Origin of the sequence: Holdemania sp. Marseille-P2844 (genome assembly GCF_900120005.1) — a bacterium.
Classification (GTDB): Bacteria; Bacillota_I; Bacilli_A; order Erysipelotrichales; family Erysipelotrichaceae; genus Holdemania.
In genome coordinates this window covers 15,027-30,762 of the sequence record NZ_LT635453.1, presented here as the reverse complement: position 1 = coordinate 30,762, position 15,736 = coordinate 15,027, and the positions used below count along the sequence as shown (strand labels likewise).

Genomic DNA, 15,736 nt, shown 5'->3' with positions numbered 1-15,736 from the left:
TCATGGGAAAATCACTCATGACTGTCTTTTTTTTTGTGTTTCGGCATTTTTCATTGAGCAATCGCTTAAAAAATCCGGAATAAGTAGAAAATCTAACCAAAAAATAACCTCGCTTTGATAGGATATAACCATCAGGAGGTGCATCGAGTGCAAAAAGAACGGGTATTCTGGTTCTTAAACCGAATGATCTTTCCCCTTCCCGGGAAATCTGATCAAAAAATGACGCTGCGGCAGTCCGCGCAGAGGTCCAGGATGAACTTCCGTAACGGACTGACAGAGAAGAATCCGCCAGGACCGGTATCCTGAGTGCAAAGGAATTCGGATTCCACGGTATAAAAGTTTCAAATATTCTGAGAGGAGCAGGAAAATGCAAAGAAGTCTACAAAATCTGATGAATAAGCTGTTGAAAACCGGCGTAGCCATGATGTTGGCTCTGACCGCAATAAACTATCAGTCCGTCATGGCGGAAGGCGCTGAGCCGAAACAGCCGGGCGAAGGGAATACGGAAATGCGGGAGGGTCAGAATAATGATCAGGAATCGGAAGCCGGGAACACTCCGGCGACGGCTGATCCGGTGAATTCGCCGACGCCGACCCCGGAAGTCGCGCCTACGGCAACCCCGGAAGTCATGCCGACCTCGACTCCGGAGGCCACCCCGGCAACAACGCCGACTTCGACGCCGGAAGCCACCCCGGAAGTCACCGACTTCGACGCCGGCGGGCGATGAAATCCTGAATCCCGATCTTGAAAATTCACAAACATTCGATTACAAGATCACCTATGTGATCGAGCCGGAAGCAGCGGCAATGATCGAAGGCCCATCCGGCATGAATGCGGAAGACGAAGCTGTCTTCACGGTTGAACCGGCTCAGGGATATCAGATCGTCAGCGTCATGGTGAACGATGAACTGACAGAGCCGATGAATACGGCGGATGAAACAGAAACAGACGGCGCTGAAAAAGTAGCCGTGCAATATTCCATTGCCTCAGCGCAAGACGATGTCACTGTCGTCGTAGCACTGGAAAAAGAGGAAACCCGCATGCCTGCCGCCGTCTATACCGCTGAAACGGAAGACGCAATCATCACGGTATCCGCACCGGAAGGCGCATTTAGTGAAGAAGTCCGGCTGCAGGCTGAAAAGATTACGCAGCCGGAGGCACTGGAAGCCGTGGCCGATCAGGTTGAAGACGCGCTGGATGAAACGCAGCTCCTCGTCGCTCTGGCCGCTTATGATCTTACATTTTACGCGGTGAACAGTGGGGAAGAAGTGGAGCCGGACAGCGGTGTTTCCGTCAATATCAGCTTGAAAGCGCCGCTGACGGAAACCCTTTCAGAAGTTGCTCAGGAGTCGGAAGTGCAGGTTGTGCACGTGCCGGACGACGCGGCGGCTGAAGTCGTCGCCTCTGCGCAAAATGCCAAAACTACTGAAATTACCTTTGAAACAGAAAGCTTTTCCACCTATGTCATCACGATGACGACGAAGGCGGCAGCCGGGTATAACGATAACGTTTACGCGACGCTGCAGGCGGCCATCAACGCCGCCGCGCAGGCAAACGATGCCAATCCGGTGATCGAGCTTCAAACTGACGTTGCCGAAAGCGTGACCGTACCGAAGGCGAAATTTGCGCAGCTGACGATTCATTTGAACGAAAAGACCTGGACGACAAACGGCGCATCGGCGATCACCGTCGGCAGCGGTTCCCTGAAAATTGAAAACGGAACGATGGAGGCGGCGGATGTTTACCGTCTGATTACCGCCAACGAAGCCGATGTATCGGTAACGAACGTTACATTTCTGGGCGGATACAACATTGACAACGAAGAAACAATCTTGATCAACAGCAACCGAAAATCCGCAGGCGGCATGGTGCTGGTGGTTAACGGAAATCTGACCGTGGACGCCTGTACGTTTGACGGCGCAGCCAAAGGAATGGTGAGTGACGTCGTTTACGGCGGCGCGGTCGCCATGATCTCCGACGACGCCGATCAAACGCTGGCGTTCTCATTGACCAATTCAACGTTCAGGGGAAATCTGGCGCAGTATGGCGGCGCAGCAGCCCTGATCATCGACGGTCAGGCCGCTGGCAGAACGATTGATCTGACAGTTGAAAATTGCGAGTTTGCCGATAACCGGTATCTGTCTAACGGCGGCGCGCTCTACGCCACAATCAATAACGCCAACTCCAACCCGACCTTCAACGTCACGATCAACGGCGGGCAGTTTGCAAACAATAAACCGCTGGCCAACAGAGGCAACGGCGGTGCGCTGAGTATCCAGGGACAGACAAACGCTGACGCTTCGCTGAAGATTGCCGGCACGACAATCACCGGTTCGCAAGCCTTGAGCAGCTATGGCGCAGCGATCTCTGCCGAGAAAATTCCGGTGACGTTAACAAACGTTAAAATCAACGACAATATGACCTCAGGCAATGGTACGGTCTACGTAACCGAGAGCAGTCTGGTAGTGAAGGATTCCGAATTCAAACAAAATTCCGCGTCCAGCGGCGGTGCGATTTATCTGAATAAACCGACGGCAGACTGCCTGTTCCAGAACACGCTCTTTGACGGGAACCAGTCGACCGCGACGTCGAAGTTCGCAACCAACGGCGGCGGCGCCGTATTGATCAACGCCATCCCGAATAACCGGAATCTTCAATTCGAGAACATCACGGCGATCAACAACAGTGCCAAATACAATGGCGGCGCGCTCTCGTTGAATGCCAGCGGCGCCAACGAGATTCACGTCGAGATCAGCGGCCGGATTGAAAACAACACGGCGGAAAATAACGGCGGCGGGATTTATCTCAATAAGATCAAAACGACGACACTGGCGGATGTGATCATTACCGGCAATACCGCGAACAAGACGTTTCAAGGCGTTGGCGGCGGCCTGTTTCTGGCGCCGGTCTCCGGAGCCGTTCTGAACTTGAACGACGGCACGCGGATCTACAAGAACTTTACGCCGCACGATACAATGGTCAACAGTCAGGCCGGCGCTGTCGGCGCTTCCTCTGAAATTCTGGCGGCGAACACCGCGTCCGCCAAAGCGACCATCAACATCGCGGAATCGGCCTTGAAAACGGAAACGGAAGACGCGATCTATACGCTGAACCTCTATACGCAGAAAAATTTAAAGGACTTGTATCAGGGCTATTACAGTCTGGTGGAAGTACCGAAGCGAATTTATTTAGCAGCCGACGAAACCTTCCATACCGGCGAAAACGACCAGGTAACCCGGACGTTGGCGGAAGCGGCGCAGGCAGCGCAGGATCAGGGACTGAATAAAATTTATGTCTGCACTACTGTCACGGTCACGGCGGCCGATGAGGAAATTCTGAATCAGCGCGGACTGACGCTGGTCCGCTGCAGCGAGCACCACGACTCCTCTTTGCTTGAGATCAAAGGCGAAGTGACGCTGGACGGCGCGCATCTGGACGGCGCCAGCATTGAAAGCCGGAATTCGCTGATTTCGGTCGGCAGCAACGCCAAATTGAACATCACTGGAACGACGCTGATTGAAAACGGCGTTGCGGACTACGGCGGCGGAATTATCGTGAATCAGGGCCTGCTGAACATGACCGGCGGTACAATCCGCGGCAATCATGCGACAAAGCTGGGCGGCGGCGTTTATGTCCAGGGATATAAGGCGGTCGTTAACTTTGACGGCGGCACGATTATCGGCAACCATTCCGCGGTTTATGGCGGCGGCGTCAACGTAAGCGATAAAGGAACGGTGAACTTCGGTCTGTATGACGGCCGGACGCTTGTTACCCAGAATACCAGCGTCAGCGAAGGCGGCGGTATTTGTTACGAATATTCGTCGCAGGGCAAGATCTATCTTGCGACCTTTACCGACAATGAATCCACGGCCAATTCCATGTATGTCAGCGGCGGTGCGATCTCGATCCAGCAGAACGCTTCGGTAGAAATGAAGAACCTGTATGCGAGCGGCAACCGCTCGACCAGCGGTTATGCGCACTATGGCGCGCTGTATACCTGCCCGACTGGGGAAACGGCGATCTTTGAGATCAACGGCGCACTGATCATCGACAACAAAGATAAGAACAATTACAGAACTACGGATATTTATCACAACAGCGGCCGGGACGGCAATCGAGTTTACGTTTCCGACGTAGCGCCGGGCGGCGGCGAGATCACATTTGTCCGCAGCAGCAATCCGGATGAAGTGCTTGACCGCAGCGCTTACCAGTATACGTCAAATTCCTTTTCGATGATCAGCCAGGCTTCCGAGCAGACCCGACAATGGGCTAAAGAAGCGGCCGAAGCGCACGGCGTCGTCGTGACCGGAAACCGGGGCGGCGGCCCGGGCTTCGCGATCGCCAACAACGGTCATTTACAGATCGGCTCCGATACCGAGGCATTGCAGGTGATCAAGACCTGGACTGACGCCAATGGCAAACCGTTAAAAGAACATCCGGATCAGGTGCTGGTCTACCTCATGCGCGATGGCGTATCGATCGATGAAACGACCCGCAAAGACGCCTCGGTCATCCTGTCCGAGGACAATAACTGGAATTATATCTGGACGAATCTGGAACCTGGCCATGACTGGACGATCGTGGAAGCGGGAATCGACGGATACTCGGCGATCATCAGCGAAAAGGTCAAGGCCGACGCACCGTTCAACGGCGAATTCGAAGTTGAAAATTTCTATCAGGTCAAACTGGATAACCGCAAGGATGCGCAGGTCAAAAACTATACCCTCTCTGTTGGAAAAACGGTGATCGAGCCGCAGCCTTCCGACGCGGTGTTTGAATTTACAGTCAAGCTGGGTCCGACAAAAAACAAGTTGTCCTATTATATCACGTCGGCCGACGGCCAGAAAGGCAAGCTGAAGCCGGTCTACGATTCGGAAAACCTGACGATCGTCTTAAAAGGCGGCGAGCAGTTTACGTTAACAGGTCTTACGCAGGGAACGGAATATTCCATCGAAGAAGCCAAAGGTGATTATCTTGTCTACATTGACGAGGTCTTCACGGAAGACCGCACGGCCTCCGGCGTCGTGATGAACAAGGCGATCGAGATTGCCTACACAAACATTGCCAAGGTCAACCTGGCGATTGAGAAACAGCTGCAGCGTTACAGCGAAACGTACAAAGGCGCAACCTTCGTTTTTGAAATCACCGGCACACCGGAGGATGAAAACAATCCGGCAGGAGCCTATAACAACATCGTCGCGCTCACTTTCAACAGCGCGGGTTCTGAAACCGTGGAAATCAACGATCTCCCTTACGGACTGAACTACACAGTGAAAGAAATTTACAGCGGCAGCGTGTATGATGCCGCAGGGGCGGATACCTTCCAGCTGCCGGTCTCGCTCTGGAGCGCGTCGGCGGATCAGATGCCGGAAGGCGTTACGCTGATGAGTGATGAAAACGGACGCCGGCTGGGCTTGAAGGTGACGGCCGTCAACGATTTCAACGAAAATCAGAACAGCGGCAGCGGCGTGATCAACAAGTATGCCGTTGACAACGGAAAGATCGAAGTCACGCCGGTTTACGAGAAGGCTGAATAAGGAGGAGTACCAATGAAAAAGAATTTCTGGAAAAAGCCCTACGGAGCAATCGCCTTGATCATGGCACTCGTTCTGGGCTTCGCCGTCAATCCGTCGCTGGCTTATTTCACGGATTATACGACGGCTGCCGGCACCGCTCCGGTTGCGCTGGAGCCTTCCCATACGGAGATCATCGAGATCTTAAACGGATTGGATAAACAGATTCAAATTAAAAATACCGGAACGTCGGAAGCGTTTGTCCGGCTGCGGATTTTCTATCCTGCGCTGGACAATCTGGATGTCAAGATCACTGCCGGCGCCGGCTGGGTTTGGGAGGAAGCGGAAAACTGCTGGATTTATACAGAAGTGCTGAAGCCGCAAGCGAGCACCACGGTCGTTCAGGTGGATGTCGACGAAACGAAGGCCGGAAGCCTGACGCAGGATTTCCAGATCGTCGTCGTTCATGAAAGCGTTCAGGCGCTCTATGACGGCGATCATCCGGATTGGAACCTGAGCTGGTCCCATGGAATGGAAAAGGGGGAATAAGCGGTGCGTAAAATAAAATATGGTCTGATCGCCTGCGCGGCCGTGCTGGTCATCGCCCTGGGCGTCGGTGCGGCCCGGGCAGTTCCGGCAGCCCGCAATGAAGAATATACGGCTGAAATCGCGACCAGCGAACTAACGGTCGGGCTTGTGGAAAACGGCGTGCTGATCCCCAACGAAGGCGAACTGTTGACGAATACGTTTAAGGAAAACGTCATTCCCGGCAAGAATTACACCGAAGAACTCAGCGCTGTGAATACCGGCGAGGTCGAGGAATATATCCGCGTCATCGTGACCCGGCGCTGGGTCAAAGTGGTCAAAAACGAAGATGGATCAACGACGGTGACCGAGATTCCGGAAACGGAACTGGATCCGGCGCTGATTCGGCTGTCGCTGAAGGATACCGACTGGATTGTTGCTCCTGCCTCCGGAAACAAAGAACAGGTTGTTCTCTATGGAAAACACATTGTAAAAGCTTCGGAAACGGTGATGTTCAATACAGAAATCTCCGTCGATCCGAAAGTCGCTTCAATCCTGACCCACACCGAATTGGAAAATGGATCGGTCGTGTCTTCTTATGATTACGATGCGGACAGCGTGCAGCTGCAGCTGATCGCCGAAGTGGACGCCGTGCAGGTCAATAACGCACAGGACGCGATCTTAAGCGCCTGGGGCGTGAAGGTCAACATTGCGGATGATGGAACTTTAAGTTTGGCGGAATAGGAGGAAAGTTAACATGAAGATGATGAAAAAAGCCATGAGCTTTCTGATCGCCGCCGGGTTTCTGATCACGCTGGCAACGCCGGTATCCGCAGAAAGTCAGACTGGATCGGATCAATGGCAGGTCGCGTTTGACGGGCAAAAGATGAAAGCCAATTATACCGCCGCGGATTTCGCTGACTCCTTCAGTGATCTGCAGCCGGGCGATACCGTCAGCATTGAGATTACACTGAAGAATGTCTGCGGGGAAAAAGCAGACTGGTACATTCAGAACAATATTCTGGATATTTTTGAAGAAGCGGATGCGGCCGATGGCGCGTATACCTATCAGTTAACCTATACGGAACCGGGGGCTTCAGCTGTGACCCAGGTGCTGTACGACAGCCGCTCAGTCGGCGGGGAAAGCACGGAAGGCGGCGCGGGCTTAAATCAGATCAATCCGACGCTGGGCAGCGATTATCTGTATCTGGATACGCTGGCGGATGGCGAACAGGCCAGGGTAACGTTAACCTTGGGACTGGATGGGGAAACGCTGTTAAACGCCTATCAGCGCAAATCAGCGGCTTTGTCGCTGTACTTCGCGGCAGAGATTGCCGAGACGACCGTAACGGTCAATGAAACCAAAACGAACACGATCGTGAATACCGTGGTGAAAACGATTGTTTCCCCGCTGACTTCCGATGGAAGCTCGCTGCCGCTGCTCGGCGCACTGGCCGTAGGCGCGGTGATCGTGCTGATCGTGCTGATCGGAATCAATAAACGCAGAAAAGCAAAGGAGGAACGGTAAGATGAAGAAAATGATGCGGGCGCTTGTCACATTCTTGACGTTATGCTCGTTGATCGCCAGTCAGGCTGCGGCGCTGAGGGCGGAAGAAAATCAGGGCTATGGCTATTCGCTTACGCTGTCCTCCGGTTCCGGAGCCTTTACTGAAATCATGGCTGATGCGGTGACGGTCAACGGTAATCCGGTTCAGGCAACCGCAACGGATCATGAAGTGACGATTTCCGGACTGCATTATGGCGACGCCGTGCAGCTGAATGTTCAAACTGCAGGCGCGGTGACGCACGCGGATGGTCGATATCATGTCCGCGGCTACCGCCTGAGCGGGCGCGACGCCGTCGTGGAAAACAATGAAGTCATTACGGTAAAAGGCGACGCCAGCTACGTTGTGGCGTACAGCGTACCGGGGAATCTGGTGGCTTACACGATTCATTACGAAGACGCCGAAGGACAGACGCTGGCTGCTTCCCAGACATTCTATGCCACGATCGGCGATCCGATTTCGGCAGCCATGCTGAACATCGACGGCTATGTGCCGACGCCGGCTTGCCAGCAGCTGATTCAGAACACGCGTCTGGCTGCGGAGAGCGCGGAGAATGAATTTACGTTTGTCTACGAAGCCTCCGCCGTCCGCACGACGACCAACACGAACGTGGAGACCGTAACGCGCACGGAAGAAGTGACGAATACAATCGGGGTTCAGGTCAACAATCCGCAGCCGCCGGTCAATAACGGCCAACAGGAGCAGCCGGTAGAAGTTGTAGAAGATAACAACACCCCGACAAACGGCGGCCAGGAAGTTCCGCAGCAGGAAACGGTGGAAGAAGCGGTAACGCCGCAAAGCGGCGGCCAGGCGGCAGGCGGAATGAATCTCTTCATGATCGGCGGTATCGTTGCCCTGATCGCTGTAATCGGATTGATTATCGTGGTTATGAAGAAGGAAAAAGAAGCTGACAGCGAGGAATAAAGGAGAAAAGAGTCGGTCCGGATTTATTTCCTCGTCAGAATGATTTAAAATGGAAAGGATTCCGGCGGGTCCATTCTGAAAAAACGATACGGACAACAGAAGTAAAAACAGAAGGACATCGCAGGGTGTCCTTCTGTTGTCTGACTGATTAAGAGGAATGGAAATATGAACTTGCTAAGACCGGGTAGGCTTTTTCAGCTGATCGCCCAGAAACATCAGAAGGGCGGCGGCCGCCAACAGCGCAAGCATGATGAATTTGCCGGAAGGACTGGATAAAAACAAAGCCAGAGGGCCCAGCCCGGGAAAGACCGCGACGACTTTGCCAATGAAGCGGGCATACGCGACCGGTTCGCGGTCTTCCGCCTGATTGGCGTCGCCCTTTGTGATCAACTGTGAATGTTCCGATTGATTTTCCACGACCCGGTGGGTGACGACGGAGGATGAAGCCGCGCCTGCGCGGAAAACGATGACCTCGCCGCTGGAAACGGCAGCGGGATCCGCCGATTTTGCGCAGACCAGACTGCCGGTGGGAATACCCGGTTCCATACTGCCGCTGGTTATGGCGTAAAGATGAAGCCCGGAAAGCGGGGGCAGGGTCAAAAATAAAATCAGAAACAGTGAAACTGAAATCAGAATCAGACCGGCGCCATGATAGACAACGCTCAGCCGGCGCTGTCCTGGCGAGGATAAATCCGTTTTGATTTGCGGTTGTATTTTCATATTCAGACTCCTAACGTTTATCTTCATTGTAAAGCGATTTGACGGGCAGTGTCAAATTAAAAGACAGAGGGAAGCGAGGAAAACGTCAGTGAGCGTTGTCAGCGCTTCAGACAGAAAGGGGGGAGCAGGATGAAGCAACGAAAAAAAACCGGACAGGAGCGTTTGATCTTTGCCGGTATGGCTGTCTGCATCGGCGTGTTGGTTTACTGCGCTTTTCAATTTAGCCGTTATATTGAGGAAAGCCGGAATCATCAGAAAGCCCGGGAAGAGGCTGTCAGCCGCTATGTGAGCGCGCAGCCGGCGGGTTCTGAAGATGCTGCGGACTTTTCTGTGGATTTTGCCGGACTGCGCTGCGTGTCAAAGCATGTGGTCGGCTGGATCCGCATTGCCGGATTGGAAGTTATTGATTATCCGATCGTTCAAGGCTCTGATGATACATATTATCTGCGCCATACCTGGGATGACCGCGTCAGCCGGTATGGAGCGATTTTCATGGAATGGGAGAATCAGCCGGACTTTAACGACCTGCATACGATTCTCTATGGTCACAGTATGAACGACGGAAGTATGTTCGGCAGCTTGAAGCAGTATGCCAATGCGGATTTCTATTCCCAATTCGGCGGAGAGATTACGATCAGCCTGCCTGCGGAAACACGGAGATATCGGATATTTTCCGTTGAATATGCGCAGCCGGACGCGTTTAACGTCTATACGATCGGCTTTGGTCACGATGAAACCTACGCGGAGTTCATCCAGGGCTTTCATGAACGGGCGTTATACAAAACCGATGTGGAAGCAACCCGGGCGGATTCGGTTCTGACGTTGTCGACCTGTTCGGATAACGGGGAGCGCCGGTTTGTCGTTCATGCCCGGCTGGAGTCTGTCCAGCCGCATAATTCATGAGAAAGCAGGGCGATCCAGCTCTGCTTTTTTTTACCGCATCGTGAAACCGGAGCTTCGTGGAAATCCTTGAAACCTGTGCTCGCGTTTAACACGTCTTGTGGACATTGAGGAAAGATTTATCAGGAGAAAATAATAAATTCTATAATTATATATGATTTGTGAATAATTTATTCGACAGGTTTGCGCCTCCATGATAGACTAAGGAAAAGGGAGGAAACTTTGATATGACAATGCAGGTCAGCTTTGAAAAAATCGACGTCACCCCGGCGCTGCCGGTCCGGCTTTCCGGCTTCGGCAAGATCCGCTGGGCACAGACTGCCCATGATCCGCTGTATGCCCGTTTGCTTTTGTTCAGCGGGGAACAGGAGACGCTGTGGATCCAGATCGACTGGTGTGCGGCGGACGCCATGCTTTACCAACAGATTGCGGAATTAACGGGGATTCATGCGCCGCATCTGATCCTTTCTTCGACGCATACGCATTCCGGCCCCTGCGGCACGGTGCGCTGCGATCAGGGAATTCTAAAGGGACTGGAACCTGTTTTCGGCGAGTATAACGCCTGTTATGTAACGGAAACCGCCCGGCGGATTGCGGCGGGTGTCGAGCGGCTGCGGACGCAGAAACAACCGTTTTCGTGGCGGATTCTGCGCGGCACCGTCAGCGGGTTGGGGACCGACCGGCATGATCCAACGCTGCCAAGCGATCAGGACGCGTTTGTTCTGGAACTGATCACGCAGGATAAGAAACGCTGTCTATGGACGCGCATGGCCTGTCATCCGACGGTGCTCAACGGCGAAAATCTGATGTTGAGCGCAGACTTTCCGGGCGCGTTGGAAAGCTGCTTCGCGGATGCGGAGATGGTCGCCTTCGTCAACGGCAGCTGCGGCGATATGAGCACACGGTTTACCCGCCGGGAATCCAGCTTTGCGGAAATGGAGCGAATGGCGCAGCTGGCGGCCGATCAGCTGAAAACGCTGCTGAACCAGCCGGAGCCGCTGTCCCCGGGCGCGAATCTGACGCTTGAGGTTCATCAGAAAACCTTCATGGTGAAGGCCAAGGTCCTCGATTCGGTTGAAGTCGCGGAAGAAAAAGTAAGGACGCTGAGCGCACAGGTCAAACAGGCGCGCAGCGAAGGCGCTGATGCCAAAGCACTGCGTTTATTGGAATCGCTGAAAGAAGGTGCGGAGAATAATTTACTGTCCTGCCGCAACGCTTCCGGTCTGCGCGAGATCCCGCTGTCAATTTCCTGCATTCAGCTGCCTTCCGTCAAGCTGATCACCGTGCCGGTCGAGCTTTTCAGCAAGCTGAGCAATCCGGTGAAGGCGCGCTGGAACGCGGAATTCATCGGCTACACCAACGGCTATTCGCTGTATATGGCGGATGAAAACGCCTATGACCAGCAGTTCTACGAAGCGATGAGCAGTCCGTTTGAAAAGGGCGCCGGAGAACAGCTGATCCGTGAGATCGGCGACTGGCTGGCAACGTTATAGAAAGAACTCCCGGAATGGGGTAAAACAGGAATCCGGAGGATATAGATGGATTTCAGCTTTATTTCATCGGTGATTGAGATTTGCGGGCGGCCTGTTTCAGGCCGCTTTTCAAATCTTTGTCTTGAGTGCGGTTTGAAGCGTCATAAGCGTGAACGATTTCCCGCGCACACGTTTTAAATCATGGTATAATAAACGCGAGTTTATAAAATCAGACTAGCGCTCCAGAACTTGAGCAAGGGGGAACAAAATGAGAAATTCCTGGATATTTCCGGTGTTGTTTTTTATGATTATCTTTGGATTTGGCGGGATCTTCAGCGGCCTGCTTTTTCCGCTGATCATCTTTTTCATCATTTATAAATCAGTGACAAAGAATAATGAGGAGCGGCAGACAATCCGCCGGCGTTCTTCTTCCGGACAAAGCCGCACGCGTCTGTCCGGCCGGCAGAGCGATCTGGTCAACGAAGCGCTGAGCCGCTATTTCCGCACGCATGAAAAGCTGCCGCTGCTGGAAGAAATCAGCCTGCGGCCGGAAAAGGCGGAATACACCGGACTGCGCAATCTGGTCCTGCTGAAGGACGACGACTGCATCGGCACGCTCGACGAGTTCGGCGAACGCTATCCGCGGTTGTATAACGAGATTCTGCGCTTACTGGTGGAGTTCGCCAAACAGCCGCAGACGGAAGAAAAACCGCAGACCACGGCTGATCAGAAACCAGAAGTCCCGGCGGAAGAAGCCGATTTGCCGCAGGCAGAGCCGGCTCAGCCGGAGCTGGATCGGGCGGAAGCCTATATTGAAAAAATCAACGCTCTGAATACCGAGATTGCCAACGAGTCCATCACTAACGGCCTGTACCAGACCTGCGCGCTGTTGAAACATCTGGCGATCGCTGAGGAAAAATTCCCGGAGAATAAAGATAAGCTCGACAAGCTCTATCAATACTATCTGCCGATTCTGCTGGACATTCTGGAAAATTACAAGAACATCGGCCAGTCTGCGTCCAATCATGAAGATTTCCATGAAGCGGAGGATCGCCTGAACAAGACGATCATTCTGATCAACGAAGCGATGAAAACGATCAGCGCGACGATGGCGGAAGACGATTTGATGAGTTTATCCGCTGACATGACCACGCTGGAAGCCCTGTTGAAAAAAGATGGTCTGGTTCAGGAAGGCACGCTCTCCGGCGTCAGAAAGTAGGTGAATCCATGAGTCAGAAACGTAAAAACACCGATTATTTAGATGATTTGTTTGATAAACACTTCAATGATAAAGATTTCATGAATACCAACCTCGCCGATTTCGGACAGATGGTGCGCGACACGATCAATGAGGAAGCCCGCAAACAGGGCTACGATACGATGAGCGATCTGATCAGCGGCGAGATTCAGGAGGGTCTCAGCGGCAGCAGCCGGACCCGCAAACGTCCGGTCAGCGCCGCCGTGCATCGCCGTCACGGCCGTTACCGCACGCGCTATGAGTATGTGCGGGAGATGCTGGAAAACGTCGTGTATCCTCCGCGTCAGCGCGGCTATTACCGCGATGGGCATCAGGATGCACTTCAGCGCTATCTGCGCCGCATGGCGATCAACCAGAATGATATGATGATGTATGAAAAGATCGTCGACGAGGAAATCCGCAAATATTACCAACAGAATTCCCGTCAGCGAAGCAATAAATATGACGAGGGCTATTACGACGGCCTGAAGCTCGTCGCGCGCGCGTTGAAGCAGTCACGCGATTTGATGATGGAAGAGATCAGCGACCGGCTTGCGGCCGCGCTGAAAGTCTATTAGAGGATAATCCATGGCAAAGGATAATGAAAAAAAAGATCTGGAACAGTTGATGAATTCGATGTTCCGCGGTCACCGGCTGAATACCGTTTCGGCCGAAGACTATCTTGAACAGGTTAAAAAAAGTCAGAATGAAGTGCAGACGGGTCTGGATCAGGCACAGTCACATCAGAAACAAGTGGAGGATACGCTGAGCACGACGGAAAACGCCGTCGATCAGCTCAACGCGATCCTGCATCAGCAGAGCGAGGATTTACAGAAACAAGCAGAGGCCCTGCGCGATCAATCCCGCGATCTGGGGTTTACCGATCAGGATTTTGCGAAGCTGCAGGCCGAGGTGCAGAAGGATTTCGGGATTTCGGTCGACGTCGAGAATCATCAGAAGCGGCAGGCTCAGGATCTGCGGGCCGTGCTGAATGGAATGCAGGAAGCCGCAAAACAGACGGAGACCGTCGTTTTAGGTCAGGAACCGTTTCTGGCGGATTTGGCGCGGGCTTTTTTCCGCCCGTTGGCCAGCGGGCAGCCGGAGGACCAGCTGCGCAATGTATTTGTGATCAGCGGCCCGGCCGGCAGCGGCCGGCATCTGGCCCTGGCCACGATGATCAACATTCTGGCGGAAAAACACTGGCTGGCCAGTGCGGAGGTCGTGATGATCAACGGCTCGCATTATGCCGGCAGCGATCAGGAAAAAGTCTTCATTCAGGATATTTACGCGGCATCCTGCGCACCGGCGGAAGTGATCGTGATCGAACAGGCGGAAGCGCTGTATCCGCCCTTTCTCAACCAGCTGATGAAGCTGTGTCAAAATGAAGAAGTGACGTTAAACAAGCGCTACGTTTTGAATAAAGGAAAACAACTGGTGGAAGCCGGCAGCTCGTTAGTGACGCAGACGGTGTCCACCTTGAAGCTGACGAACAAATATATCGTCTTTCTGACGACTTCACGCAAGGCACTGATGCAGAACTTCCCGAATTCGATGGTGGAACAGATTCTTGATCAGCCGGCAACCCAGCCGTTAAGTCAGGAGGTGCTGCTGACGATTTATCAGCGGTTATTAAACGAAAGCGTGCAGACCGCGAAGAAACAGCTGAACGTGACGCTCCTGTTGGACGACGATGCGGCGCAGAAACGGCTGGCGGTTCTGGAAACCTCTGCCGGGGCACTGGCTCTGGAAAAAGATGTGCGTCAGCTGAACGCAGCCTTAAACGAGCTGTGCCTGAAGCAGCCGGAGCCGGTTCTGGAGGTTCGTGCGGAAGCGGGACGGGAATGGGTTTTTGAAGTGAACGGCCAGCGGTTGGCGATTTCGGATCTGATCCGGCTGGAAAAGGACGATCTTGACGCGATCCGCAAGGAAATGGACGCGATCGTCGGTCTGCAGGAAGTCAAGGACACGCTGCGGTCGATGGAAGAACATTACAAAGTGACGCAGCTGCGGCAGAAACAAGGGTTAAAAGCCGCCCCGCTGTCCCGCCACATGATCTTTACCGGCAATCCGGGGACAGGCAAGACGACGATGGCCCGGCTGGTCGCCCGGCTGTTTAAGGCGCTCGGCTTGTTAACGCAGGGGCAGCTGATCGAGGTCAGCCGCAGCGATCTGGTCGGCCGCTATGTCGGCCATACCGCGCCTTTGACCCAGCAGATCATCGAATCCGCGCTGGGCGGCGTGCTGTTTATCGACGAAGCCTATTCGTTAGTCCGCGGCAAGGACGACAGCTTCGGTCTGGAAGCCGTCGATACGCTGGTTAAGGGCATGGAAGATCACCGCGACGATCTGATCGTCATTCTCGCGGGTTACAGCCGTGAGATGGAAGAATTCCTCAACGCCAATTCCGGCTTGAAATCCCGGTTCCCGAATATTCTGAATTTTGCCGACTACACCGGCAGCGAACTGACGCAGATCGCTGTTTCGCTGGCGCAGGGCAAAGATTATGTGATCGACGAGAGCTGTCTGAATGATCTGACGATTTATTTCAACGCCGTCCAGATGAATTCCGCCGCCCGCAGCGGCAACGGCCGTCTGGCCCGCAACACGGTGGAAAAAGCGATCCTGAACCAATCCCGCCGCATTCTCAGCGACCCGCAGGTACGAATGGATCTGTTGCTTCGGGAAGACTTCGATCTCGAACTGTCCGCATGAATGCGGATCTATGAATAGCGGTGAGAAAGATAAATCAGCGAAGTCTCCAAGACTAAAACAAGCTGTCCTCTGCGGCAGCTTTTTCGTTGAACGCAGCGGGCCAAGGTTTAAAATCAGAAATCGTGGCAAGCGCGGAAGGGAGGGGAAAGGGTTTGATCGTCTGTCGCT

Annotated in this window: 12 protein-coding genes; 11 read left to right on the top strand and 1 reads right to left on the bottom strand. The window is 53.6% G+C overall.

The window, feature by feature from the left end; genetic code table 11:
* Nucleotides 1–367 precede the first annotated feature (367 nt).
* From BQ7364_RS12755 to BQ7364_RS12730, 6 genes are all read left to right on the top strand, one after another.
* Nucleotides 368–727 carry a hypothetical protein gene (locus BQ7364_RS12755; protein WP_072685090.1) on the top strand — a complete coding sequence of 120 codons (360 nt, stop codon included), beginning with the start codon at nucleotides 368–370 and terminating at the stop codon, nucleotides 725–727.
* Between the two features lie 79 nt (nucleotides 728–806).
* Nucleotides 807–5,537 carry a DUF7601 domain-containing protein gene (locus BQ7364_RS12750; protein WP_072685089.1) on the top strand — a complete coding sequence of 1,577 codons (4,731 nt, stop codon included), beginning with the start codon at nucleotides 807–809 and terminating at the stop codon, nucleotides 5,535–5,537.
* Nucleotides 5,538–5,549: 12 nt separating this feature from the next.
* The gene (locus BQ7364_RS12745; RefSeq protein ID WP_072685088.1) at nucleotides 5,550–6,062 is read left to right on the top strand and encodes a hypothetical protein; all 513 of its coding nucleotides are present in this window, start codon (nucleotides 5,550–5,552) and stop codon (nucleotides 6,060–6,062) included.
* Nucleotides 6,063–6,065: 3 nt separating this feature from the next.
* Complete coding sequence (locus BQ7364_RS12740) at nucleotides 6,066–6,782, top strand: hypothetical protein (RefSeq protein WP_072685087.1); 717 nt, start codon at nucleotides 6,066–6,068, stop codon at nucleotides 6,780–6,782.
* 13 nt (nucleotides 6,783–6,795) lie between these two features.
* Nucleotides 6,796–7,566 (top strand): hypothetical protein, encoded by a 771-nt coding sequence (locus tag BQ7364_RS12735; RefSeq protein WP_072685086.1) that lies wholly within the window; start codon nucleotides 6,796–6,798, stop codon nucleotides 7,564–7,566.
* 1 nt (nucleotide 7,567) lies between these two features.
* On the top strand, nucleotides 7,568–8,527 hold the full coding sequence (locus BQ7364_RS12730; RefSeq protein WP_072685085.1) for a MucBP domain-containing protein: 960 nt from the start codon (nucleotides 7,568–7,570) through the stop codon (nucleotides 8,525–8,527).
* Between the two features lie 174 nt (nucleotides 8,528–8,701).
* On the opposite strand, the gene BQ7364_RS12725 is transcribed toward BQ7364_RS12730, so the two are convergent.
* The gene (locus BQ7364_RS12725) at nucleotides 8,702–9,247 is read right to left on the bottom strand and encodes a signal peptidase I (protein ID WP_159432814.1); all 546 of its coding nucleotides are present in this window, start codon (nucleotides 9,245–9,247) and stop codon (nucleotides 8,702–8,704) included.
* A gap of 129 nt (nucleotides 9,248–9,376) precedes the next feature.
* Between BQ7364_RS12725 and srtB the strand changes: the two genes are divergently transcribed.
* The 5 genes from srtB to BQ7364_RS12700 all read left to right on the top strand — a co-directional run bounded on the left by srtB (nucleotide 9,377) and on the right by BQ7364_RS12700 (nucleotide 15,568).
* Complete coding sequence (gene srtB / locus BQ7364_RS12720; protein WP_072685084.1) at nucleotides 9,377–10,150, top strand: class B sortase; 774 nt, start codon at nucleotides 9,377–9,379, stop codon at nucleotides 10,148–10,150.
* Between the two features lie 224 nt (nucleotides 10,151–10,374).
* Nucleotides 10,375–11,640, top strand: a complete 1,266-nt coding sequence (locus BQ7364_RS12715; RefSeq protein ID WP_072685083.1) for a hypothetical protein — start codon at nucleotides 10,375–10,377, stop codon at nucleotides 11,638–11,640.
* Between the two features lie 361 nt (nucleotides 11,641–12,001).
* Complete coding sequence (locus BQ7364_RS12710; RefSeq protein ID WP_139248640.1) at nucleotides 12,002–12,838, top strand: 5-bromo-4-chloroindolyl phosphate hydrolysis family protein; 837 nt, start codon at nucleotides 12,002–12,004, stop codon at nucleotides 12,836–12,838.
* Between the two features lie 8 nt (nucleotides 12,839–12,846).
* Nucleotides 12,847–13,434 (top strand): hypothetical protein, encoded by a 588-nt coding sequence (locus BQ7364_RS12705; RefSeq protein WP_072685081.1) that lies wholly within the window; start codon nucleotides 12,847–12,849, stop codon nucleotides 13,432–13,434.
* Nucleotides 13,435–13,444: 10 nt separating this feature from the next.
* Entirely contained in the window at nucleotides 13,445–15,568 is a 2,124-nt protein-coding gene (locus BQ7364_RS12700; RefSeq protein WP_083538593.1) for an AAA family ATPase, read from the top strand.
* Nucleotides 15,569–15,736 lie beyond the last annotated feature (168 nt).

Bases quoted from the DNA above. Each gene is read 5' to 3' on its own strand.
- BQ7364_RS12725 (WP_159432814.1), bottom strand. From the start codon at position 9,247: ATGAAAATACAACCGCAAATCAAAACGGATTTATCCTCGCCAGGACAG.
- BQ7364_RS12735 (WP_072685086.1), top strand. From the start codon at position 6,796: ATGAAGATGATGAAAAAAGCCATGAGCTTTCTGATCGCCGCCGGGTTT.
- BQ7364_RS12705 (WP_072685081.1), top strand. From the start codon at position 12,847: ATGAGTCAGAAACGTAAAAACACCGATTATTTAGATGATTTGTTTGAT.
- BQ7364_RS12715 (WP_072685083.1), top strand. From the start codon at position 10,375: ATGACAATGCAGGTCAGCTTTGAAAAAATCGACGTCACCCCGGCGCTG.
- BQ7364_RS12700 (WP_083538593.1), top strand. From the start codon at position 13,445: ATGGCAAAGGATAATGAAAAAAAAGATCTGGAACAGTTGATGAATTCG.
- BQ7364_RS12755 (WP_072685090.1), top strand. From the start codon at position 368: ATGCAAAGAAGTCTACAAAATCTGATGAATAAGCTGTTGAAAACCGGC.
- BQ7364_RS12750 (WP_072685089.1), top strand. From the start codon at position 807: ATGATCGAAGGCCCATCCGGCATGAATGCGGAAGACGAAGCTGTCTTC.
- BQ7364_RS12745 (WP_072685088.1), top strand. From the start codon at position 5,550: ATGAAAAAGAATTTCTGGAAAAAGCCCTACGGAGCAATCGCCTTGATC.
- BQ7364_RS12730 (WP_072685085.1), top strand. From the start codon at position 7,568: ATGAAGAAAATGATGCGGGCGCTTGTCACATTCTTGACGTTATGCTCG.
- srtB (WP_072685084.1), top strand. From the start codon at position 9,377: ATGAAGCAACGAAAAAAAACCGGACAGGAGCGTTTGATCTTTGCCGGT.